At 57.7% G+C, this 23375-nt stretch carries 16 protein-coding genes and 1 pseudogene; 9 read left to right on the plus strand and 8 right to left on the minus strand.

What is annotated here, in order from left to right:
- A partial coding sequence (locus ABCW43_RS28620) for an NADP-dependent malic enzyme (protein ID WP_345930725.1) occupies positions 1-2229 on the plus strand: 2229 nt, incomplete at its 5' end.
- 574 nt (positions 2230-2803) lie between these two features.
- Here ABCW43_RS28620 and ABCW43_RS28625 read toward each other — a convergent pair.
- The 7 genes from ABCW43_RS28625 to ABCW43_RS28655 form a co-directional block, all read right to left on the minus strand.
- A complete protein-coding gene (locus ABCW43_RS28625) occupies positions 2804-3625 on the minus strand; it encodes an ATP-binding cassette domain-containing protein (protein ID WP_345930726.1) in 822 nt (273 codons plus the stop codon).
- A 13-nt stretch (positions 3626-3638) separates the two neighbouring features.
- Complete coding sequence (locus ABCW43_RS28630; RefSeq protein WP_345930727.1) at positions 3639-4526, minus strand: ABC transporter ATP-binding protein; 888 nt, start codon at positions 4524-4526, stop codon at positions 3639-3641.
- A complete protein-coding gene (locus tag ABCW43_RS28635; protein ID WP_345930728.1) occupies positions 4523-5392 on the minus strand; it encodes an ABC transporter permease in 870 nt (289 codons plus the stop codon). The genes ABCW43_RS28630 and ABCW43_RS28635 overlap by 4 nt, the downstream gene beginning before the upstream one ends.
- Positions 5393-5471: 79 nt before the next feature.
- Complete coding sequence (locus ABCW43_RS28640; RefSeq protein WP_345930729.1) at positions 5472-6389, minus strand: ABC transporter permease; 918 nt, start codon at positions 6387-6389, stop codon at positions 5472-5474.
- A 53-nt stretch (positions 6390-6442) separates the two neighbouring features.
- Positions 6443-8038 (minus strand): ABC transporter substrate-binding protein, encoded by a 1596-nt coding sequence (locus ABCW43_RS28645; protein ID WP_345930730.1) that lies wholly within the window; start codon positions 8036-8038, stop codon positions 6443-6445.
- 3 nt (positions 8039-8041) lie between these two features.
- Positions 8042-9070: a D-2-hydroxyacid dehydrogenase gene (locus ABCW43_RS28650; RefSeq protein WP_345930731.1), complete on the minus strand. Its 1029-nt coding sequence runs from the start codon at positions 9068-9070 to the stop codon at positions 8042-8044.
- A 308-nt stretch (positions 9071-9378) separates the two neighbouring features.
- The gene (locus ABCW43_RS28655; protein ID WP_345930732.1) at positions 9379-10608 is read right to left on the minus strand and encodes a mandelate racemase/muconate lactonizing enzyme family protein; all 1230 of its coding nucleotides are present in this window, start codon (positions 10606-10608) and stop codon (positions 9379-9381) included.
- A 391-nt stretch (positions 10609-10999) separates the two neighbouring features.
- On the opposite strand from ABCW43_RS28655, the gene ABCW43_RS28660 reads away from it, so the two are divergent.
- From ABCW43_RS28660 to ABCW43_RS28670, 4 genes and pseudogenes are all read left to right on the plus strand, one after another.
- On the plus strand, positions 11000-11722 hold the full coding sequence (locus ABCW43_RS28660) for a FadR/GntR family transcriptional regulator (RefSeq protein WP_341353689.1): 723 nt from the start codon (positions 11000-11002) through the stop codon (positions 11720-11722).
- Positions 11723-11725: 3 nt separating this feature from the next.
- A complete protein-coding gene (locus tag ABCW43_RS28665; protein WP_345930733.1) occupies positions 11726-12619 on the plus strand; it encodes an NAD-dependent epimerase/dehydratase family protein in 894 nt (297 codons plus the stop codon).
- Between the two features lie 156 nt (positions 12620-12775).
- Complete coding sequence (locus ABCW43_RS28885; RefSeq protein ID WP_445739023.1) at positions 12776-13597, plus strand: aldose epimerase family protein; 822 nt, start codon at positions 12776-12778, stop codon at positions 13595-13597.
- 89 nt (positions 13598-13686) lie between these two features.
- A pseudogene (locus tag ABCW43_RS28670) lies at positions 13687-14747 on the plus strand (enolase C-terminal domain-like protein).
- A 238-nt stretch (positions 14748-14985) separates the two neighbouring features.
- Here the strand turns inward: ABCW43_RS28670 and ABCW43_RS28675 are convergent.
- The gene (locus ABCW43_RS28675) at positions 14986-17265 is read right to left on the minus strand and encodes a methyl-accepting chemotaxis protein (protein ID WP_345930734.1); all 2280 of its coding nucleotides are present in this window, start codon (positions 17263-17265) and stop codon (positions 14986-14988) included.
- A 232-nt stretch (positions 17266-17497) separates the two neighbouring features.
- On the opposite strand from ABCW43_RS28675, the gene ABCW43_RS28680 reads away from it, so the two are divergent.
- The 4 genes from ABCW43_RS28680 to ABCW43_RS28695 form a co-directional block, all read left to right on the plus strand.
- The gene (locus ABCW43_RS28680) at positions 17498-19441 is read left to right on the plus strand and encodes an ABC transporter substrate-binding protein (RefSeq protein ID WP_345930735.1); all 1944 of its coding nucleotides are present in this window, start codon (positions 17498-17500) and stop codon (positions 19439-19441) included.
- Positions 19442-19582: 141 nt separating this feature from the next.
- Positions 19583-20569, plus strand: a complete 987-nt coding sequence (locus ABCW43_RS28685) for an ABC transporter permease (RefSeq protein ID WP_345926907.1) — start codon at positions 19583-19585, stop codon at positions 20567-20569.
- Between the two features lie 10 nt (positions 20570-20579).
- On the plus strand, positions 20580-21701 hold the full coding sequence (locus ABCW43_RS28690) for an ABC transporter permease (protein ID WP_345926909.1): 1122 nt from the start codon (positions 20580-20582) through the stop codon (positions 21699-21701).
- A 7-nt stretch (positions 21702-21708) separates the two neighbouring features.
- A partial coding sequence (locus ABCW43_RS28695; RefSeq protein ID WP_345926911.1) for an ABC transporter ATP-binding protein occupies positions 21709-23375 on the plus strand: 1667 nt, incomplete at its 3' end.

A 23375-nucleotide genomic window follows, 5' to 3' on the forward strand; every position in this document is an offset into this window, starting at 1 on the left:
CTCGATTTCCATTCGGAAGGCCGCCCGGGTAAACTCGAAATCAATCCCACCAAGCCGATGGCGACCCAGCGCGATCTGTCGCTCGCCTATTCGCCTGGGGTCGCGGTGCCGGTCAAGGCGATCGCCGCCGATCCTGCGACTGCCTATGATTACACGACGCGCGGCAACATGGTGGCCGTCATCTCGAACGGCACGGCGATCCTCGGTCTCGGCAATCTCGGGGCGCTTGCCTCGAAGCCGGTGATGGAAGGCAAGGCCGTGCTGTTCAAGCGCTTCGCCGACGTGGATTCCATCGACCTTGAAGTCGATACCGAGAATGTCGACGAATTCATCAACTGCGTGCGTTTCCTCGGCCCCTCCTTCGGCGGCATCAATCTCGAGGACATCAAGGCGCCGGAATGTTTCATCATCGAGAGCCGCCTGCGCGAGCTGATGGATATCCCGGTCTTCCATGACGACCAGCATGGTACCGCGATCATCGCCGCCGCCGGCCTGATCAACGCGCTGGAACTGACCGGCCGCGACCTCAAGACCACCAAGCTCGTCTGCAACGGCGCCGGCGCCGCGGCGATCGCCTGCGTCGAACTCATCAAGGCGATGGGCTTTAATTCGGAAAATGTCATCCTCTGCGACACCAAGGGCGTCATCTACCAGGGCCGCACCGAGGGCATGAACCAGTGGAAATCCGCCCACGCGGTGAAAACCACCAAGCGGACCCTGGAAGAAGCCATGAAGGACGCGGACGTCGTGTTCGGCCTTTCCCAGAAGGGCGCCTTTACCGAAGAGATGATCCGTTCCATGGCCGACAGGCCGATCATTTTCGCGATGGCCAACCCCGATCCGGAAATCACCCCGGAAGAAGTCGCCCGCATCCGCGACGACGCAATCATGGCGACCGGCCGCTCGGACTATCCGAACCAGGTCAACAACGTGCTCGGCTTCCCCTATATCTTCCGAGGCGCGCTCGACGTTAGGGCCAGCCAGATCAACGATGCGATGAAGATCGCCGCCGTCAACGCGCTCGCCAATCTCGCCCGCGAAGACGTGCCGGACGATGTTGCTGCCGCCTACCAGGGCAACCGCCCCCGCTTCGGCGCGCAATACATCATCCCGGTCCCCTTCGATCCTCGCCTCATCTCGGCGATCCCCGTCGCCGTTGCGGAAGCCGCAATGGAAAGCGGCGTCGCCCGCAAGAACATCGCCGATCTCGCCGCCTATGGCCGCGAGCTTTCCGCCCGCCGCGATCCGATCGCCGCGACGACGCAAGGCATCTACGAGCGCGTCCGTCGCTTCCCGAAGCGGGTCGTCTTCGCCGAGGCCGAAGAAGAACAGGTCATGCGCGCGGCGATTTCCTTCACCAGCCAGAAGCTCGGCACCGCCATCCTTCTCGGCCGCGACGATGTGATCCGCGCGACGGCGGAAAAGGCAGGCATCGATCTCGACCGACCCGGCGTGGAGATCGTCAACGCCCGTCTTTCCAACCGGCTCGATGCCTATATCGATCACCTCTATGCCCGACTGCAGCGCCAGGGCTTCCTCTACCGCGACGTCCAGCGCCTGATCCACAACGACCGCAACCATTTTGCCGCAACCATGGTGGCGATCGGCGATGCGGATGCGATGGTAACCGGCACGACCCGCAACTATGCGACGGCCCTGCAGGACGTCAGCCGTTGCATCGATCCCAAGCCGGGACACAAGGTGATCGGCGTGTCGCTGGTGATCTCGCGCGGCCGGACGATCTTCGTCGCCGACACCGCCGTCCACGACATGCCGAATGCGGAAGATCTTGCGGATATCGCCGTCGAAGCCGCCCGTGTCGCAAAGCGCATGGGCTACGAGCCCCGCGTCGCCATGCTCGCCTACTCCACCTTCGGCCAGCCGATCGGCGAACGTTCTGAGCGGGTCCGCGAGGCGGTCAAGATCCTCGACCAGCGGCGCGTGGATTTCGAATATGACGGCGAGATGGCAGCAGACGTGGCGCTCAACCCGCACCGGATGGAGCAGTATCCGTTCTGCCGGCTCTCAGGGACAGCCAACGTGCTCGTCATGCCGGCGATCCATTCCGCCTCGATCTCGACGCGCATGCTGCAGGAACTCGGCGCTTCGACCGTAATCGGCCCACTGCTGGTCGGCCTCGACAAGTCGGTGCAGATCACCTCGATGGGCGCCAAGGACAGCGATATCGTCAACATGGCCGCTATCGCTGCGTTCGCATCGGAAAAATGAGGCGCCGAGACATGGAGGACAGTCATAGGGGTGAAAGCATCTGAACATTTAAAAACAAGATTGACTCATTTGTCTTTAGTTGCCAGTTTTGATTTGCGGATATGAGCATCTACGCAAATTTTTTCTACCGGAAGGCTGCCCGAAGGCAGGTGGGAGGAGCCGGAGGACATCCCTGATGAATCCATCATTCGCAAACATGTGAACGTTCGCGACGGTTGGCGCGACAAATATGGTAGATACCAAAAGCGGTGTAGCGGTCTTGCATGCCAACGATGCCTTATGTTGTCTCGCATCATCAGCGTAAATCCAGCCGAGCCTGGAGATGCAAAATGCCGCGCCGGGTAGCATCCGCGGTGCGCCAGGTTAGCGGTGAAGCGTCGATCGGAAACTCCGCATCTCCGGGCACTCTTTGGTCGATCAGCACGTAGTGTTGCAGTTGGTGTGCCAACTGCCATTTGGTCATGTCTACTGCGTGCAGACGTGATTTCAGGTTAATCCAACCGAAACCGTGCCGCTTTTACAGATCACTTCGCGAAATAGGTATAAACGCGAGGGCCTAACAACCTTGTCATGGTTAGTGAGCGTTCTCAAATTCCCCCGCGGAAGGTGACGATGCAAGCAGCGACTTCGTATATTCGTGCCGCGGATTGCTGAAAATTTCCTCAGTAGAGCCCGTTTCCACAAACTGACCGCGGTTCATCACGGCGACCTTATGAGCTACCAGACGAACCAACGGAAGGTCGTGAGAGATGAAGATGTATGCTAAACCGCGGCGTTCCTGAAGGCTCATCAATACCTTGATTACCTGAGCTTGAACCGACACGTCGAGCGCAGATACAGGTTCATCGAGAATCAAGATCTTTGGCTCAAGCGCTAGCGCTCGAGCTATCGCCACCCGTTGCCGTTGTCCGCCTGACATCTGGTTGGGATAGTAGCTGATAAAGTGTTTCGGCAAATTGACTTCCGCCAGCAACGCCTCAATGCGCTCCTTTCTCGACGATTTCTCTACGATACCGTCGTGGACCTCCCACGGCTCCGAGATCAATTGGGCGACGTTGCGTCGAGGGTGCAATGACGCGTACGGATCCTGGAATACCATCTGCAGAAACCTGCGCTGTCGCTGCATCTCGGAATGCGTGACCTTCAAAAGGTCTTTGCCTTGGTACAGGACGCAGCCACTGTCTGCGTCCACCAGCCTCAGAAGAGTCCTCGCCAACGTCGATTTGCCGGAGCCGGACTCGCCAACCACGGCCAGACATTCTCCCGGTTCAAGAGAAAAACTGATATCGTCAACCGCCACAATCGGACCCGGCTTTCCTCCTCGGCCCCCGAATGTCTTGCGCAGATGCTGGACCTCTAGGAGCGGCGCGGACCCGTTCGATTCAAGATTGCTCATCGCGCTAATTTTCCTAATTTGTTATGACGATCGAAGGGCTGGAATGGCCGGTCGTCTCGCCGGAAGACGGGTCAGTGACAAATGCGTCTGGGATCGGCTCTAGATCCCGCCACGATCGAACGCGTGCCGGGTGGGCCGCCAGAAGAGCCTTCGTGTAAGGATGCTTGGGAAACCGGAAAACTTCTTCCGTGGGACCTTCCTCCACGATCTGGCCGGCATACATCACGACAATCCTTGTCGAAATCGTTCTGGCAACCGCAAGATCATGGGTGACAAAGATAAGGCCCATCCCTGTCTCCGCCTGCAGATCTTTTATTAAGCGAAGGATGCCCGCTTGGACAGTCACATCCAGTGCGGTCGTCGGTTCGTCAGCAATCAAGATCTTCGGTTTGAGGCCGATTGCCATTGCGATACAGATTCGTTGGCGCATGCCTCCAGAAAACTGATGCGGATAGTCATGATACCGCTCGGACGCGCGTCGGATCCCGACTTGCTCCATGATGCTAACGGCGCGCGACTTCGCCGCAGACCTCGAGAGACCCAAACGCACGGTGAAGATCTCACTCAGTTGCGAGCCAATCGTGTAAACGGGGTTCAAGCCATCCAGTGCGTCCTGAAAGACCATTCCGATTCCGAGACCCCTGATGTCGCGCAACTCCTTCTCAGATTTGCCGACGATTTCCTCTCCGCCGAACTTGATGCTCCCCCGGACAACGCCTGGTGCATCGACCAGGCCGAGAAGCGAGCGGCCGAGAACGGTCTTTCCCGAACCGCTTGCACCGACCACAGCGACAGCGTCACCCATATCCATGGTGAGGTTTACGCCTCGAACGGCATCTACCTTGCCAAACCCGCTCTCGAACGAGATGCGAAGACCGGAAATTTCGAGAAGCTTACTCATTCCTCGGCCGCTCCCCTCTTCTTTTTTGCCCGGAAGAAGAGGGTACTTTGAGCCGGATCCTCAACCGCCCTCAACCAGTTGGACAGGATATTCGCCGAGAGCGCTGTCAAAACGATAACGATCCCGGGAAACACCGCAACAAACCAAGCTGATTTCAGATATGCTCGGCCGTCCGAAACCATCATTCCCCAATCGACGTCCGGCCGCTGCAGGCCGATCCCCAAGAATGTGAGGCTCGCAGCTGACAGAATGACCGCCGACACCTCAAGCATCGCGAGTGTCCGGATCGTCGGAAATACCAACGGAGCGATATCGCGCGTGATGATTCGCCAGTTCGATGCGCCAATTGCTTTTGAAACTTCAACGAACATCCGCTCACGCACTTCCATCGTCTGCGTTCGGCTTGTCCGCAGGTAAACCGGGATGCGCGTGATCCCAAGCACGATGATGAGGTTGAAGATGCTTGGCTGCAGAATGAACAACACAACCAGCGCCATTAAGAGCGAGGGCACAGTGTGGATGATGTCAGCCAAACGTAGAAGGATGTTGTCAATCCATCCCCCAAAATATCCAGACACGACGCCGACCGCGTATCCTATCGCAGCAGAGATACTTACCGCGAAAATTGCGATAAGAACGGACGTCCTGGCGCCAACTATGAGCTGCAGCATGATGGGGCGCCCGAGACTGTCAGCACCCAGGAAAAACTCGAACCCCTTGTCCAAGCGGAAAGGAGCATAGAACCTCATCGCAATGGTCTGATGATTGGCCTGATCGACAACCAGTGGTGCGACAACAAACGCCAAGACGACCACGAAGATCAACCAGGCTGCCGACGCCACAGCAAGCGGCGACGAGGTGAACATCTGCCATTTGGGAGAGGCACGCCAACGCGTAATTCTACTGCTGGCCACGATTGGTGTAGATTGCAAAACCATTCTCCGCTCAATTCAGCCTGATACGAGGATCGACAATCGAGCAAATGATGTCGATAAGCAGGTTCAAAAGGATGATGGATACGCCAACCACCACCACGCTGGCTTCCAGCACGGGATAATCGCGGTTCAATATCGCTCCCACAATAAGACGACCGATCCCTGGGAAGGCAAAGACCACGCTTACGATGACGGCACCATTCACCATTCCCGCGGCGATATCACCGGCAACTGAAATAATTGGAAGTGCGGCGTTGCGCAGTGCGTGCCTATAAACAACGCGCCTGGCGCTAAACCCTCGAGCCCTGGCGTTGCGGACATAGCCGGAGGACAGGACATCAATCATCGCCCCGCGCACCACCTGGGTAAGCACCCCAATCGGTCCTATGCTTACGGTTGCGACTGGCAGGATCCAGGAGAGCCAGCTGTTGCTACCTGAAGTTGGGAGAACCCGAAGCTGAACAGCAAAAATCAGAATGCCGACGAGCGCAAACCAGAAGTGCGGCATACTGCTCGTCATCAGTGAAAGGATAGTGATCGTTCGGTCAACGGCGCGGAACCGATAGACGGCGGCGAGCGAGCCGAGTATGAGGGCGACCAAGATGGAGATGGTCATTGCGATGGCGGCCAGAAGCAGTGTCATGGGCATTTCGCTAAGAGCCGCCTCCATGGCAGGTCTCTGCTGCCAGATCGATGTTCCGAAATCGCCTTGCGCAACGTTCAGAAGGAATATCCCGAACTGTTGCGCGAGCGGTTTATCCAGACCGTAAGCTTTGTTGAAAGCTTCGATCTGGGCTGGTTCCGCGCCCTCAGGGAAGAAGAGATCGATTGGAGAGCCAGTGAATCGTGACATGAAGAACACGACGACGACTACTCCAAGCAGCGTGATGAACCCCGAGAGCAGCCGCCGACCAAGATAGGTATACATGATTACTCCTCCCATGCAGGAGCCGGGCCGGCTCCTGCATAGTCAAATTAAAGCTAGTCCTTTAACCGTACGTCGGCGATCTTAATCTCGAGACCAGATAACGGGTTGGCCTTATATTCGACCCCCTCGCCCAACATGATCAAGCGGATCTGCTCCGCAATTCCGATAAAGCCTGCTTGCTGATAAAGAATTCCCGCTGCCTTGCGATAAAGTTCAGCTCGTTTGTCTCCGGAGGCGACTTCTGCCTCTGCTACCAGCTTATCGATTTCAGGATTGCAGATGGCCGAATTGATCCCTTTGCAAGTGATGTACTTGGGGAAGCTGAAGCTTGCATCCCCGGAAGTGTTATCGTGCGAAATCATCTGCAGCGTAGGCGGCTGCTCTGCCGGAAACGGCTGACGAAGGAACTCGCGCCACGCCGTATTTTCCATGCTCCTGATATTCACCTTCAGGCCAACTTCTTTCAGGTTTTGTGCGATCGCCTGAACGAGTTCACCACCATCTGGAAGAATATCCGGACGCGTGACAATATCGAACGGCGTATCCACCGGATGACCATCCGCCTTGGCCGCGGCAATCAACTCCTTCGCCTTGGCAGGATCGTACTTCATCGCCAATTTCTCATCGTAATCGGGGATATACGCGTTCACCTGAGGACCGAGCATCTGGTAATATGGCGCGCCAGTGACGCCCAAAATAGCTGGCACAATCGTACCCCGATCCACCGCGTAAGATAGGGCCTGCCTGACGCGTGGATCCTTGAACGGCTCCTTGAACGTCATGGGGCGCATGACGAAGATGCGATTATCTTTGAAAGTAACCGTTCGGTCGTCATCGGTGGCGTCCTGAGCCTGGATGCTCAACGCGATCTGCGCCTCACCGGTCTCAACCATACTTGCGCGCACGGTGGCCTCCTTGCGCACGATGTAGGTCACATCCTTGATCTGTGGCGCGGCCCCCCAATATCCGTCGAAGCGGGTCAGCTTAACGGAATCACCTTGTTTCCGGCTGACAAACTTGTACGGGCCGGTTCCCACGGGGTTAAGGACTTTCGCTGGCTTGCTCTGACTGGCGAGATCACCGATGTCCACATAGGAGATACGGAGTGGAAGGATCGGGTCCACGACTGAGGTCGTCACCTTAAGCGTCAGGTCATCTACTGCTTCTGCTTTAACGGGATCAGGTATCTGACCGCTGTTGAGGCATGCTATCCCTGCATAGTTGGGTCCGCCCTGGGTCCGCATGATATTTGCAGCCGCAGCTGCGGCATTGAAATCTGTGCCGTCGTGGAATTTTACACCCTTCTTGAGCTTGAATTCCCATTCTCTATCGCTGGTCTGCTTCCACGATTCCGCGAGCAACGGTTCAATCTTTCCGCTGACCGGACTTACGTGGGTAAGAGACTCAAAAACGTTACCACGAACGACGTTCGCATTTTGCGCTGGCTGCGTGTCGCATGGATCCAGTGAATCCAACTCGACCGCGAGAACGACCGTGATAGCTTTATCCGAAGTTGCTGCCCATGCAGGCAGTGCCGTCATCATAGTGGCCACGCTGGCCACGGTTACCATCGACGAAATAAAACCGCGCATCATAGTTCCTCCCTGGAGTTGCGGTTCGCCACCGAGGCGGCGATATTCAAGTCCCACGGCTCACGCCTTCGGCGTGAACACGTCCTTCTGCGACAGCGCGTTCAGCAATGAGCGGCCCTCGCGATATCGAGAAATATTCTCCAAGATCATGTTGATGGACCGACGCCGTTTATCCGGCAGGCCCGGCGTCATGTGTGGGGTCAGCAAGACGTTCGGCTGGTCCCACAGAGGGGAATCTTTTGGCAGCGGCTCCTTCGAGAAGACGTCGAGACCAGCACCTGCAATCTCTCCGCTCTCCAGCGCCGCAACGAGCGCAACCTCATCGATAACAGGCCCTCGCGCCATATTGATGATCAAGGCCGAGTTTTTCATCCGCGAGAACTGCGGCCCGGAAAACATGTGATAGGTGACATCGGTAAGCTGCGTTGCCAACATTATCACGTCAGATTGCGCGATGAGAGGATCGACTGCATCCCCCCGCTCGGAACACAACATGAGATCGACGTTCTTGGGATCTTCGATCACACTGCGGTTGTAGGCGATTACGCGCATCTGAAATGCTTTGCCCAGCGCGGCCATCTCAACGCCAGTCTGCCCATAGCCGACGATTCCAAGAGTCTTGCCGGCCAGGCCGAGCTTATTTTCGTAGTCCGGGATCGCTCGCCAGGCATGCTCGGCCTGTTTTGCGATCAGTTGTTTCGCGTCATAGGTTAGTGCGAGCGCAAAATAAAAAGCGTGCTGAGCCAGTGCAGCTGCAGATCGTCCTGCCGAACCCGTCACCACAAGGCCCTTTTCGAACACTTCGGGACGCGCGGACTTGGTCAATCCGGAATGGTCACAGTGGACCCACTTGAGCTTGGGAGCCGCAATGAAACGATCGTCCAGGTCTCCCGCGATGATTGCAACGTCAACCTCCTGCAGGGCGGCGTTGATACCCTCCGCATCATCCGGTGCACAGTGAATGAAACGCGCCGGCGCAACTGCTTGCCGTAATTCGTCTAGCTCCGCCGGATCATAAGGAACCGTCGCCAGAACGGAAAAAATTTCCCGGGCACTTGCCGGCCCTGCCGCTCCCATAGGCGCATTCATTTCATCCAACCTCCACACTCAGGCGAGCGCCGGAACCGACCGGGCCTGCGCGCTCCACTCAAGCCAAGGTACCTGTCTAACAAAAAAATGCAAGTAGAAACAACTTCGAAATCGGTGATGTTGGCTATCAAACTGAATTTATGATTTTTTCCGACAGAGGCCGCAAAAATCTCTCCGGAATAAAAGACAAGTTGGCGATCATTTACGCAGTTGTTTGTACGAAATAAGCCGGTCTGCTGGGACCGGCTCGTGCAGGTTGGGCCGAAATAGCGATTGACCGACGCCCCGGGGCCAATATGTCGTACTTGTTATTTTTCCGTCGTCGTGAGCCTCAATCGGGCTTGGCGCTGAAGGCGGGTCTGGAAATAGACGCACTCAGACGTTGTATCCTGCTCGTATGCACGCCCATCGTCTGCAGGCATGTCCCCGACGTTGCGACGACTTGGGTATTTGCCAACTTCTTCTTCAACAAGCTCGACACCAAGACCAGGAGCCGTTGGTACCGGCAGATAGCCATCAACGGCCTTCAGAACCGGATGCACGACCTCGTAGCGCCCCGGCCAGTCAATCTCCACCCGCTCAAGCATCAGTGCGTTCGGGATCGTCGCCATGACATGCAGAGCCGCGAATTCTGCAACGGGGCCAAGTGATCCCGAATGCGGCGCCACGCTGATGTAGTGCGCTTCCGCCATCGCCGCTATTTTCCGCATTTGTGTGATCCCGCCGGCTCGGCCGGTGTCAGGCTGAATAACGTCCACCAGCTCGCGCTCGATATAGGGTCGCGACCCCCAGATGTTGCTGACGCGCTCGCCCGCCGCCAGCGGTATATTCACAGAGTCACGAACGCGCTGGAGCGCGTCAAGGTTTTCCGGCGCGACCGGATCCTCCAAAAAGAGCAGACCGAGCGGTTCGAGCTCCCGCCCCACGGTTATTGCGTCCTGAGCGGTCATCCAGGAAGGACCGTGTGCGTCAACCATAACGTCGACGCGAGCGCCGACAGCTTCGCGGACGGCCGCGACCTTGTCGAACTCGACGGCGCCGGTAAAGCCGACCTTTACAGCCTTATACCCACGAGCGACGAGGTCCCGCGCGCGTTCTGGGGTTTTGGCATGCCCATAGACGCGGATCTTGTCACGAAACCGGCCACCGAGGAGATTCCAGATCGGCTGACCGAGTGCCTTTCCCTTGATATCCCAAAGCGCCATCTCGATACCGGTCAGGGCCCCTCCGCCAACTGTGCCGAGAATTCCGTGCCCCATCGAACTGACAAACAGCCGGTGCCAAAGCCGGTCGATGTCGCGGGGGTCCTCTCCGATCAAAATAGTTCGATAATCGAGAACCGCCGTCTCAACGACACGGGGCCAACCTGAGCACTCGCCGATGCCTGAGATACCCTCATCAGTTTCAATTTTCACGAACAGCCAATTTCGCGAACCACGAAAATCCGCCTCACCAGCAACGCCAGTCGGCGATGCGCCCGGCAATCCGGGGCGGGCTCCGACCTGCATCAGGTAAGTTTTCACATCGGTGATCTTCATGGGATATCCTTTTCAGCCGTCGAGAACGTTGTGGGGAAGCCAGCGCATTCCACGACCCGCTGCGCTTCAGAACCTTGAGCGTGTCAGTCGCGACCCTGAAGGCGAACCGCCAGGCCGGCCGCGACGATTTCATAGGTTCCGACGGGTGCAAGCCCAATCTCCCCTGCGCAGCTCGTAATACAGCTATTGACAGGAGTCAACAGGATTAGGCATATTTGCGGTGGCAGCCGGTGCGCGTAAACAAATTCGGGATGCCTAAGTTGTGAAGGTTTGTTGAATGTCGTATATCTTTGCCATAGCGACAAGCGAGTTACCTGAGTTTCAGGTCCCGCTAAAGTAATAAAGCACGAGCAAAGGCCCATCGCGTCTGGGTAGGGTTAAGGTGGAGCATATGAACGATATCGGCGTGCAATATCCCGCAAGGGACGGGACTACGCCAGACAGGCTCAGCGACGTTGTCTATGATGGTATCGTAAGCCTGATCGCCCGGGGCGACCTCATCATAAACAGTCGGTTGCCGTCGGAAACAGACCTCTCTTCACGCTTTGCAGTGTCTCGAACAGTCGTCCGCGAGGCGTTAGGCCGCTTGCGCGAGGACGGGGTGATTGTATCCCGGCAAGGTTCGGGATCCTATGTGACCCGGCAACCAGATATGGCAGTTCTCCGCTTTTCACAGGTCGGGTCACTTGCAGACGTTCAACGTTGTTTCGAATTCAGAGCCGGTCATGAGGCGGCCGCGGCTTCCCTGGCCGCGGAAAGATGGCAAGACGAGGACCTTCAACGGCTAAAGGATTCGTTGGAGCTGTTAGAGAAATGCCTCAAGAACGGCACGGTTGGTATTGATGAAGACAGGCGGTTCCATGAGGCGGTAGCTCAGGCAACCCGAAATCAATATTATATTTCTATCCAGGTCTCGATGGCGTCGCATATTGCGACCGGAATGAACATCACCCGTCAATTAAGTCTTATGCGAACGCCTGAGCGTTTGCGCGCGGTTCAGCTTGAGCACGTCGCAATTTTCGAGGCTATCCAACAGCGGGACCGAAACGGTGCCGGCGCGGCAATGGAACGCCATATCCTAAACGCGCGCGAGAGAATGTTCGAAGGGGTGTAATTGATGTCATTTGAGGAAAGATACGCAGCTGATGCAGCTCCTGCATCAGAACGGGGAAGCATGCCTGGCTACTGCGACAAGGTCGTCGCAATTTTCGGCGGCTCTGGCAGGGTCGGGAAAAAACTAAGAGCTGCTCTAAAGGGGAAAATAAGATCCATACGCATCCTTGATCTCGTAGCTCCCGATGAAGCTTGCGCCAATGAGACTTGGTCTCCGGTGGACATCTGTGATTTCGGTTCAACCTTAGAAGCCCTAAAGGGTGTTGACGCGATTGTTCATCTCGCAGGATTTCCAGGCGAACGACCTATAGAGGACATTGTTCGGGTCAATGTTCTGGGCACCCACAACATTTATGAAGCGGCCCGCCAGCTCGGGATATCGCGAGTTGTTCTTGGGTCAAGCAACCATGTGACGGGCTTCTTCACGCGTGATCAGCGGGTATCACCTGACGGCCCCATGCGGCCCGACAGCTTATATGGATTAGGCAAATGCTGGAACGAGCTGGAAGCTGGCCTCTACTTTCAAAAACACGGGATCGAAAGCTTCATAATTCGTATCGCCAACGCGACGATGGAGCCTGCGGACAGCAGAAGCGACGAGCGGAGCCGCGCTACGTGGCTCAGCGCCCGAGACTTAGCTCAATTGGTCATGATTGGGCTCGAAAGTCCTCACGTCGATTGCACGACTGTGTACGGGGTGTCGCAAAGTCCGTTCTCGTGGTGGGATAACACTCTGGCATTCAAACTTGGTTACGATCCTTTGGATCGAGGTGTGGATCACACGCCACCGGTCACGACCACCCCTTCGGGGGCCGAGAACCGGCATATCGCCGATCATTTTCAGGGCGGACGGTTTTGCGCGATCGATCACGACGGCGTCGTCAGGACGCGTCGATAGGGCGCTGATTGGTGCTTCCTGTTCGCGCTTCATGTGAGGCTCCGGGAAGTCAGCCGGCAAGACGTGCAACTCTTCAGCAATAAGTAGGACTGGGATTTGCTAACTATCCGGAGTGGGCCGTTCGAAGCCTCATTTGATGTGAAGGCGGGCGGGCGTATGTCACGATTGGCGCATAAGGTCTACGGTCACATCCTCGTCCCGATGAGCGCAGACCCTTACGACCAGCAGGACTGGCCTAAAGCTGGGGCTTTTCCTCTCTTTCCATATCACGGACGCCTGAAAGGGGCCGAACTCGTAACCGAGGAACACTCGTTCAAGCTTCGAGGGAACCCTTACCGCAAAGGCGATGCGATGCATGGTCCAGCGCAAAGGCGGTCATGGACGATTGCTAGCCAGTCCCCGAGTGTTCTGTCTATGGGCCTTGAATACGAAGCGGACGAAGAATGGCCGTACAGCTTTAGAGCTGTTCAGCATTTCTCGATCAGTGATCATCGCTTGGATGTCACGCTCAACCTCTTGAACACATCTGAACGGCCATCGCCCGGCGGCATAGGCTGGCATCCCTATTTTGCAATAGGGTCCGGCGTTGAGCTGTTCTGCGATGCCCATGGATCTTGGAGCCTTCCGAGTCCCGGTTCGAAAGACGAACCGATCTTGACGGCATCAAAGAGCGCCTCTTTTGGAATTGAGCCGCAGACCAAACACCTTTCAAACTGGTCGCGTGCGTCATTCCCAATCTCCACCGGATACCTGTCGCTCCTTAGAACGTCCGCTCTTGAATATCTCGTTCTCCACCGGACTGAAGGGTATCTCTGTCTCGAGCCCGCGTCTCATCTCAGCGGAGCGCTTTCGCTGCCGTCCCATCTGAGACGTGCCGTCGGTATCACGGAGTTGGCACCAGGCGAAATGATGGTTGGAAGATTTTCGATTTGTGTCGGGCGCCAACCTTTCTCAAGTAACATTAACGAATTTCAGTGAGTGCAAAGGCGGCAGCCATGACGACAGATATCGTAAGGGCCGATAGCAGTCGCCCTTTTCCCTCCACTCCGCGCATTGTATCCGTGTGAGTGGTGCCAGTCGCGGGTCAGGACAGCATGCTGCTCAATCTCAGCGGCGCGCATGGACCGTTCTTCACGCGCAACATCGCCATCATCAAAGATGATTCCGGCCATACCGGCATCGGCGAAGTGCCAGGCGGCGAAATGATCAGCAAGACGCTTGAAGAGGCCGCGGAATTGCTCATCGGCCTGCCGATCGGCAGTTACAATGCGATTTTGGAAAATGTGCGCACGACATTCGGCGATCGTGATAGTGGCGGGCGCGGCCTGCAGACCTTTGATTTGCGCACTACGATCCATGTGGTAACGGCGCTGGAATCGGCTCTGCTAGATCTTCTCGGCCAGCACCTTGGCGTACCAGTCGCGGCCCTACTCGGCGACGGCCAGCAGCGCGACCGGGTCGAAATGCTCGGGTATCCGTTTTACGTGGGAGACCGCCGCAAAACCGACCTCGCCTATCGCGATGGTAAGGGCGAAGCGGATGATTGGATGCGGCTCCGGAACGAGGAAGCGCTGACACCTGAGGCAATTGTACGACTCGCGGAGATCACCCACGAGCGCTACGGGTTTCGAGATTTTAAGCTCAAGGGCGGCGTACTTTCGGGTGACGTGGAGATCGAGTCGGTGGCGGCCATCGCGAGCCGCTTTCCCAAAGCCCGCGTCACGCTCGACCCGAACGGCGCCTGGTCGCTAGAGGAGGCAATCCGCCTTTGCAAGGGTCGCAGTGATGTGTTGGCGTATGCCGAAGACCCGTGCGGAGCCGAACAGGGATACTCCGGCCGCGAAATCCTCGCAGAGTTCCGCCGCGCGACAGGGCTTCCGACGGCCACCAACATGGTTGCTACCGATTGGCGGCAACTGTCCCATGCTATCCAACTGCAATCCGTTGACATCCCACTCGCCGATCCGCATTTCTGGACCATGCAGGGCTCGGTTCGGGTGGCGCAGCTTTGCCGTACCTTCTTTATCAAAAACACGGCCTTGGCACCCGCGACGACGCAGTCGCCATGCAGTACTTGATCCAAGACTGGCGGTTCGACAACAAGCGGCCATGCTTGCTCAGGCCCTAGATGTCAGCAAGCGGGCGCGCTCGAGCGGCGTCGCGAGGATAAGGTTTCTTTCATTGGCCCATCGCCCTGAGGAGTTAGACTGTCTAGCTGTTGCCGGTTTTTGCGCTCGCATTGACCACTTCCCCTGATCTGTGATCGCCTCTGCAGGGCAGCAGCAAGGAATTGCTGCAATGAGACCGCGTTGGAGGTGCCCATGCCGCGGCGGGCACGCGTGACGCCTGTTGCAAACAACAAGATGTTACGCCACTCGCGTCTTCCTCCAGCTCGCACTATTGTTCTCGGAGATCACGAAGTGGGAAATCTGCTGCTTGAGGTTGTCGGCCTCGTTTGCCAAGGTCACTGCGGATGCCGCGGTCTCTTCAACCATCGCGGCATTCTGTTGCGTAACAAGATCAAGAGCAGCTACGGACGCATTGATCTCCGACAACTTGGTTGACTGATCGCGGGCAGCGTCCGCGATTTGTGTGATTTGGGAGCTGACTACTGCGATCTTCCCCTCTATTTCCGTGAGATGAGCGCCAGTCTTACGAACCAGCCCGACACCGCTCGCGATATCGCTGGTCGACGTATTTATCAGACCGCTGATGCTTTTGGCAGCATCTGACGATCGCTGGGCCAAGTCTCGCACCTCTTGTGCTACAACTGCAAAACCCTTTCCAGCCTCGCCCGCCCGCGCGGCTTCGACGCCGGCGTTGAGAGCGAGGAGATTAGTCTGGAACGCAATTTGGTCGATGACGTCAATGATCTGAATGATTTTGGAAGAGGATTTTTCCATTCGTTCCATTGCCGCGATGGCATCCGTCACGACGTCTGCTGACTGCCGGGCACTCGCTTGGGTCTGTGTAGTCGCGGTGACGGCAGTGTCGCAAAGATCAAGCAGACCCCGAACCAATGAAGTGATTTCGACAACAGAAGCAGCTACCTCTTCCAAAGTTGCTGCCTGGCGTTCGGTGCGATGTGCCAAGTTTCTCGAGGCAGCTCCCAGATCCCCAGAGCCAGCATACAAAGTGCCGGCGCTACTCGTTAATGCCGTGATGGTTGTTTCAAGCTGATCCAAGGAGCGATTAAAGTCATCTCGCAGGTCGTCAACAGATCCTAGAAACGGTTCCTTCAGACGGACCGTTAGTTTTCCGTCGGCCAGGTTTTGAAGACCTGCAGCCAACGCCGTCACAGCCTTCTGGAGCTCCTGCGCAAATTCTTCCTTCTCGCGATCGTTTCGAAGCCTTTCCACTTCAAGATCCTCGGCAGTTGCTTTCGCGCGCTCAGTCATTTGCATCTTCTCGATGGCGCTTTGTCTGAAAGCCTCGAGAGCGCGTCCCATGCTGCCTATTTCATCTTTCCGCTCAAGTTCTGGGATCTCGAAATTTGTTTCACCGCTGTTCAGGAGCCCCATCAAGCTGGCGAGAGAGATGAGTGGTTTCGTAAATTTTGAAGAAGCCCAAAAACCGACTGTTCCCACGATCATCAGGACGACCACTGTTGCGAGGAACGCCCAACGTGCGAGCTCATTGGCCGAAGCCAGCATCTTGCTTTCGCTCTGCCCTATGACCAGAAGATGCTTCTGGCCAAGAATGGTGATTGGCCGATACGAATAAAACATACGTTGCCCGTTATTCGTCGCAAACATCGAACCGGAGTCGCCGGTTTTTGCCGCTGACATCAATGGAGCCGGCGCGGAATCGCCGCCTTGGCGGCCGGCGCGAATTTTTCCGTCTTCTGACAAGATGAACGCTTCATCCACCGATGAACCCTCAGACTCAAGAAGGGCTGTCAGCTTCTGCGCTGCGATGCGGATCATAACCGTGCCCCGCCGCTCGGTGCGACCGAAAACGCTCACGACGAGAGGCTTGGCGACGAAAGCAGAGATCGAACTATCTTCTGAAGGCGCCTCGATGAATCCGGAACGCGCGGCAACCCCACTTTCTTGCTTCCCGACCTCGGAATAAGATGGCGCGATCGCAGCGTTAACGGGGTCGGTGATGTTGGTGTTGAACTCATCTCCTTTCGTAACCGTGTAAACGATCAGCCCATCGCGATCGATAATGTAGATATCACTGACGTCAGCGTTCTTTCTGGCGGCCGCCAGCACCCCATGGATTCCGCTGTACCTGACTGAGTAGATTAACTTCTGATCAGCACCGTCATAAGCGGCCCTCTCTTCGATCGATTTTGACTTGTCCTGAAAGATCCTGGCGACTGCCTCTTTATAGGGCGTAAGAAACGCGGCAGCGTTATTGGCCATATCGCCTATCGCAGTGTTTTGGCTAATCTCGCCGAGAGCCTGCTCGACGCGGTTTCCATAGGCGGTTAGGGCCTTCGATTGCGCAGTTACCAACGTGTCAAGGCGAAGATGGCTGGCTTCGATCAGTCCGCGTTTCCCAATTTCATAACTTAGAAGGCCAACCGCGACGCAACAGAGTAGCGCGGAGCCTAATACAACCAGCGCAAATTTCATTTTCACCGACGTCAAAAACGTCGATATCCCCTTGGGTAGCGCATTTGAAACAGCGGCTGGCATCATCCCTCCGATATGTCGGACATATGTCGCGTATCAGCGAAAATTCGTCTAAAGCTGTTAAAATACCGTTTCAGAATGGCGGTTCCGCCGAAATAGGCTTTTATATGTTTAAATAGATACCTACTTGTAATTTATTTCGACCGCTTTAATGTCGGTGCTCAGGCAGGGCACGCTCGTGTGAGGAGCACCACGAGCGGATACGTGCTGCTGTGATGTCTGGAGGAGACCAACCATGACCGATAATTCCATTTCGAGAATAACTCGTCGTACCTTCTTGGCGGGTGTCGGCGGGGCTGCCGCCCTGTCCGTAGCGGGTGGCAGCGCGAGCGCTGCTGCGGCCAAGGAGGCACCGCAGCTGGCCGCCCTGGTGAAGGACGGAAAGCTTCCGCCGCTTGCCGACCGCCTGCCGCAAAACCCCATGGTCGTGAAGCCCTGGGAAAAGATCGGCACCTATGGCGGCACGCTGCGGCGGGGCCTGCGCGGCTCGTCGGATCACAATGGCATTCTGCGTATGGTCGGCAATCAGGGTCTGGTCCGCTGGAATATGGATTTCACGGCAGTTCTGCCGAACATCGCCGCAAAGTGGGAGGTCAACGCCGACGCCTCGCAATTCACCTTCCATCTGCTGAAGGGCGCGAAATGGTCCGACGGCCATCCGTTCACCGCTGATGACGTGGTGTTCGCGATCGAGGATGTCGTCAAGAACAAGGAACTTTACAGCTCGACGCCGGCGCAGATTTCGGTGGCCAGCAAGCCGGTCGTGGTCGAAAAGATCGACGACTACACCGTCAAGTTCACCTTCGCGGCGCCGAACGCGCTTTATCTGGAAAACCTGGCGACCCCGCTCGGCCAGCATCCGACACTGTTCGCCAAGCACTACTGCAGCAAGTTCCTGCCAAAATACAACGACAAACTTGCCGACGATGTGAAAGCCGCGGGCGTATCGAGCTGGACCGAGCTTTTCCGCGCCAAATGCGGCGATATCGAAATTCCCTCACGCTGGGCCAACGTCGAAAAGCCGACGCTTGATCCGTGGATGATCAAGGAACCCTATTCCGGCGGCGCGACCCGTGTGGTCATGACCCGCAACCCCTATTTCTGGCAGGTCGATACCGAGGGCAATCAGCTCCCCTATATCGACGAGCTGAATTTCAGCATTTCTCAAGACGTTGAATCGCTGATGCTCAACGTCATCTCCGGCAAGCTCGATATCCAGGAGCGCCATATCAACGTGCTGGCGAATAAGCCGACCCTGTCGCAGAATATGAAGAAGGGTGACTACCGTCTCATGACGCTGGAGCCTTCGTCAGCCCAACAATGCCAGATCTACTTGAACATGACTCACAAGGACCCGGCGATGCGAAAGATGTTCGCCGACAAGACCTTTCGGCAAGCGTTGTCGCTTGGAATCAACCGCCAGGAAATCATCGATATCGTCTATTTCGGCCAGAGCCAACCGTATCAGACAGGGCCGCGCCCCGGTCATCCCTGGCATTACGAGAAGCTTTCGCGGCAGTTTGTGGATTTCGAGCCGGACAAAGCAAACGCCTTGCTTGACCAGATTGGCCTCGACAAGAAGACCGGCAAAGGGATGCGCCTGCGACCCGACGGTCAACCGGTGTTCTTTGCCATCGATGTCATTCCCACGCTCAATCCTGACCTGGTGGATGCACTAGAACTTGTTAAGGCGCATTGGGCCAAGATCGGCATCGACATGAAGGTCAATACGATCGAGCGCGCGCTCTATTACACCCGCGGCGATGACAACGCCCATGACGCGCAGGTGTGGTCTGGAGCGGGCGGTTTGGATCCAATGCTCGACCCGCGCGACTACTTCGCCTTCCATCCTCAAGGGTCGCGCTACGCCATCCCGTGGACGCTGTGGTACACGTCCAATGGCGCCAAGGGTGAAGAGCCGCCGGAAAGCCAGAAGAAGCGCATGAAGCTCTTCGACGAAGCAAGGGCGACTGCTGATCTCGACAAGCGCGGCGCGATCATGAAGCAGATCTTCGATCTGTGCGCAGACAGTTTCGAAACGATCGGAGTCTGCCTCGCCGTCGGTGGCTTCGGCGTGATCCGCAACAACCTGCGCAACGTTCCGGAAAAACAGCCGGACAGCTGGTCTTGGCCGAACCCCGGCCCTGCCCTGCCGCAGCAGTTCACGTTCACGAGCTGAGCGGGCACGCGCTGATTTACTCCAACTGTGCCGCCGCCCGACCGGCGGCGGCACCCTTCCGGTCCCATTGCATCAACTGCCCGAACGATGGTCTAAGGCTTTCGTATTGGCATGCCGTGCAATCCGAATTGCGAGCTTTGCATGCTGAAATTTATCATCAAACGTCTGTTATGGATGATCCCGTCGCTGTTTGCGGTGAGCTTCCTCGCCTTCGTTCTGATCCAGCTTCCGCCGGGCGACTTCGTCACCACCTATATCGCGACGCTTGCCTCTTCCAACGAAGTGGTCGATCAGAACACCGCAGCTGCACTGCGCGAGCGGTTCGGCCTCGACCAGTCCATGCTGGTGCAATATCTGAAATGGATCTGGGGTATCATCAGCCGCGGCGACTTCGGTATCTCGTTCGAATGGCAGCAGCCGGTCTCGGGTCTGATCTGGGAGCGCATGGCGCTGACCCTGGTACTCGCGCTCGCGAGCCTGATCGCCACCTGGGCGCTGGCGCTGCCGATCGGCGTCTATTCCGCGGTGAAGAAATACTCGATCGGCGACTACGCCTTCACGGCCTTCACCTTCTTCGGCCTGTCCATCCCGTCCTTCCTGCTCGCGCTGGTGCTGATGTATGTCGCGGCGGTTGAATTCGGCGCGGACGTCGGCGGGCTGTTCTCGCCGGAATACGAGATGGCCTCCTGGAGCCTTGCCAAGATGTACGATCTGCTGACACATCTGTGGCTGCCGGTCGCGATTTTGGCGATTTCTTCCACCGCAAGCCTGATCCGCGTCATGCGCGCCAACATGCTGGACGAGCTGCCCAAACCTTATGTGACGACGGCGCGTGCCAAGGGTCTTTCCGAATTTCGACTGCTGATCAAATACCCGCTGCGCATCGCACTCAACCCGTTCATCTCGACGATCGCCTGGCTGTTGCCGAACCTGATTTCCGGCTCCGTCGTCGTTGCGATCGTCCTCAACCTGCCGACCGCCGCCCCGCTGCTTCTGCAGTCACTGATGGCACAGGACATGTATCTGGCCGGCGCCTTCGTGCTTTTGATCTGCGCGCTCACCCTGATCGGCTCCCTGATCAGCGACATCCTGCTTGCGCTGGTCGATCCGCGCATTCGGCTCGAATAGGAGAACACCCATGGTCGATGTCTCCATCACCAATGTCAGGCCGGACCGCGCCGCCGTTGCCTCGCAATGGCAGCTCATCTGGTGGGCTTTCAAGCGGCACAAGCTCGCCATGGCCGCACTTGTCGTCACCGTCGCGATGTACATTGTCGCGATCTTCCCGGGCTTCTTCGCGATCAACGATCCGATCATGCAGAACGCCCGTTCGACCTTCCACCCGCCGCAGAGCATTCATTTCCTCGATACGGCCAACGGGTTCAGTTTCGGCCCGTATTATTACGGGATGAAGCTGACGCGTGATCCGAACACGCTTGCCGCCATCTTCGTCAAGGATACCAATACGAAGATCCCGATCCAGTTCTTCGGGCGTGGCTACACCTATTCGGTGCTTGGCCTGTTCGAGACGGACATCCACCTCATCGCCACCACCGACAAGAGCAAGCCGCTCTATCTCTTCGGCGCCGATCGTCTCGGACGCGACGTCTACAGCCGCACGGTGCAGGGTGCACAGATCTCGCTGTCGATCGGCCTTGTCGGCGTGTTCCTGTCGCTGCTGCTCGGCATCGTGCTCGGTGGCATTTCCGGATATTACGGCGGCCGGATCGACTTCGTCATGCAGCGCGTCATCGACTTCGTGCTGTCGCTGCCAACCATTCCGATCTGGCTGGCGCTCGCCGCAGCCTTGCCGCAGGGCTGGCCGGCAGCGCTGCAATACATGATGATCACCATCATCCTGTCTTTCACTGGCTGGGCACAGCTTGCCCGCGTCGTGCGCGGCCGCTTCCTGTCGCTGCGAACCGAGGAATTCGTCGCCGCCGCTCGTCTCGACGGCGTCTCGGAAGGCCGCATCATCTTCCGCCATATGCTGCCGAGCTTCTCGAGCCATATCATCGCCTCGATGACATTGGCCGTGCCGGCGATGATCCTGGCGGAGACATCGCTCTCTTTCCTCGGCCTCGGCCTGCAGCCGCCGACAGTCTCCTGGGGCGTTCTTCTGCGCGAGGCGCAGAACATCCGCTCCATCGCCACCGCGCCATGGCTGTTTATGCCGGGGCTCGCGGTCGTCGTCGCCGTCATGGCGCTCAACCTTTTCGGCGACGGTCTGCGTGATGCGGCCGACCCGTACAACAAGTGAGGCGCGGATGACTGATATCCTATCCATCACGCCCCGTCCTTCGATGGCGGCGGGCAAGACGCTGCTCGAAGTAAAGAACCTAGTGACGGAGTTTCCGCTTCGCACCGGCATCTTCAAGGCGGTCAACGACATCTCCTTTTCGATTGAGCCCGGCAAAACCCTGTGCGTGGTCGGCGAAAGCGGTTCCGGCAAATCCGTCACCGCCCGCTCGATCCTGCAGATCATCGATTCGCCCGGCCGCATCGCCTCCGGCTCGATCATCCTCAACCGCCAGGACGGCACCTCGATCGACCTCGCCAGGCTTGATCCGCGCAGCAAGGCGATCCGCGCGGTCCGTGGCCGCGACATCGCGATGATCTTCCAGGAACCGATGTCGTCGCTTTCGCCGGTGCACACCGTCGGCGACCAGATCACCGAAGTTCTGCGGCTGCATTTGAACATGAGCAAGGCGCAGGCCCGCAAGGAAGCCGCAGAACTGCTCCGGCAGGTGGAAATCCCCAATCCGGAACAGGCGCTCGACCGCTACGCCTTCCAGTATTCCGGCGGCATGCGCCAGCGCGCCATGATCGCCATGGCGCTTGCGTGCAAGCCGCAGCTGCTGATCGCCGACGAGCCGACCACCGCGCTCGACGTGACGACCCAGGCGGAAATCCTCGACCTGATCAAGCGCCTGCAGCAGACGACCGGAATGGCGGTTCTGTTCATTACCCACGACATGGGCGTGGTGGCACAGATCGCCGACGACGTGCTGGTCATGCATCACGGCGTCATCAAGGAATACGGGCCGGTCGACCAGATCTTTCATACGCCGAAGGATGCCTATACGAAGATGCTCATCGGCTCCGTGCTGAAGCTGGAGCAGAAGGCGGAAATCCGTCTGGCGCGACCGCCGCTCGACACGACCGCCGAACCGATCCTCGACATCCGCAACCTCTCCATGCATTTCGGGGAGATGAAGGCGCTGAACGACGTCTCGATCGCTCTGCTGCCCGGCGAGACGCTCGGCATCGTCGGCGAAAGCGGTTCCGGCAAGACGACCCTGGGCCGCTCGATCATGCGGCTCTACGATCCGGCATCCGGCGAAATGCACTACCGCCGCGCCGATGGCAAGGTGGTCGATCTCGCCAAGCTTGAGGGGCGCGAACTGAAAGCAGCCCGTCGCGAGCTGCGCATGGTCTTCCAGGACCCGTTCGGTTCGCTCAACCCGCGCATGACCGTCGCGCAGGTGATCGGCGAGCCGCTGCTGGTCAACGGGCTGTCGAAGGGCAAGGAACTCGACGAGCGGGTCTGCCACCTGATGGATCAGGTCGGCCTCGACCCGGCCGGGCGGGAACGTTACCCGCACGCCTTTTCCGGCGGCCAGCGCCAGCGCATCGGCATCGCCCGGGCGATCACCCTCAATCCGCGCATCATCGTCGCCGACGAGGCGACCTCGGCGCTCGACGTCTCGGTGCGCTTCCAGGTGCTGGATCTCCTGATGCGGCTGCAGGACGAGTTGAAGCTCGCCTACATCTTCATCAGCCATGACATCGGCGTCATTCGCTACATGTGCGACCGGGTCGGCGTCATGTATCGCGGCAAGCTCGTCGAGGTGGGCGAGGCGGAGAAGGTCTGCAACAACCCTGATCACCCCTACACGCAGGCACTGATTTCGGCCATTCCCCGGCCGGATCC

It is taken from the genome of Neorhizobium tunisiense, from assembly GCF_039631515.1.
GTDB lineage: Bacteria > Pseudomonadota > Alphaproteobacteria > Rhizobiales > Rhizobiaceae > Neorhizobium.

What these genes read in the sequence shown, in the direction of transcription:
- ABCW43_RS28690 (WP_345926909.1), top strand. Translation starts at nt 20,580, where the DNA reads ATGGTCGATGTCTCCATCACCAATGTCAGGCCGGACCGCGCCGCCGTT.
- ABCW43_RS28680 (WP_345930735.1), top strand. Translation starts at nt 17,498, where the DNA reads ATGACCGATAATTCCATTTCGAGAATAACTCGTCGTACCTTCTTGGCG.
- ABCW43_RS28635 (WP_345930728.1), bottom strand. Translation starts at nt 5,392, where the DNA reads ATGTTCACCTCGTCGCCGCTTGCTGTGGCGTCGGCAGCCTGGTTGATC.
- ABCW43_RS28685 (WP_345926907.1), top strand. Translation starts at nt 19,583, where the DNA reads ATGCTGAAATTTATCATCAAACGTCTGTTATGGATGATCCCGTCGCTG.
- ABCW43_RS28885 (WP_445739023.1), top strand. Translation starts at nt 12,776, where the DNA reads ATGTCACGATTGGCGCATAAGGTCTACGGTCACATCCTCGTCCCGATG.
- ABCW43_RS28675 (WP_345930734.1), bottom strand. Translation starts at nt 17,265, where the DNA reads ATGCCAGCCGCTGTTTCAAATGCGCTACCCAAGGGGATATCGACGTTT.
- ABCW43_RS28625 (WP_345930726.1), bottom strand. Translation starts at nt 3,625, where the DNA reads ATGAGCAATCTTGAATCGAACGGGTCCGCGCCGCTCCTAGAGGTCCAG.
- ABCW43_RS28650 (WP_345930731.1), bottom strand. Translation starts at nt 9,070, where the DNA reads ATGAATGCGCCTATGGGAGCGGCAGGGCCGGCAAGTGCCCGGGAAATT.
- ABCW43_RS28630 (WP_345930727.1), bottom strand. Translation starts at nt 4,526, where the DNA reads ATGAGTAAGCTTCTCGAAATTTCCGGTCTTCGCATCTCGTTCGAGAGC.
- ABCW43_RS28665 (WP_345930733.1), top strand. Translation starts at nt 11,726, where the DNA reads ATGTCATTTGAGGAAAGATACGCAGCTGATGCAGCTCCTGCATCAGAA.
- ABCW43_RS28655 (WP_345930732.1), bottom strand. Translation starts at nt 10,608, where the DNA reads ATGAAGATCACCGATGTGAAAACTTACCTGATGCAGGTCGGAGCCCGC.
- ABCW43_RS28660 (WP_341353689.1), top strand. Translation starts at nt 11,000, where the DNA reads ATGAACGATATCGGCGTGCAATATCCCGCAAGGGACGGGACTACGCCA.
- ABCW43_RS28640 (WP_345930729.1), bottom strand. Translation starts at nt 6,389, where the DNA reads ATGTATACCTATCTTGGTCGGCGGCTGCTCTCGGGGTTCATCACGCTG.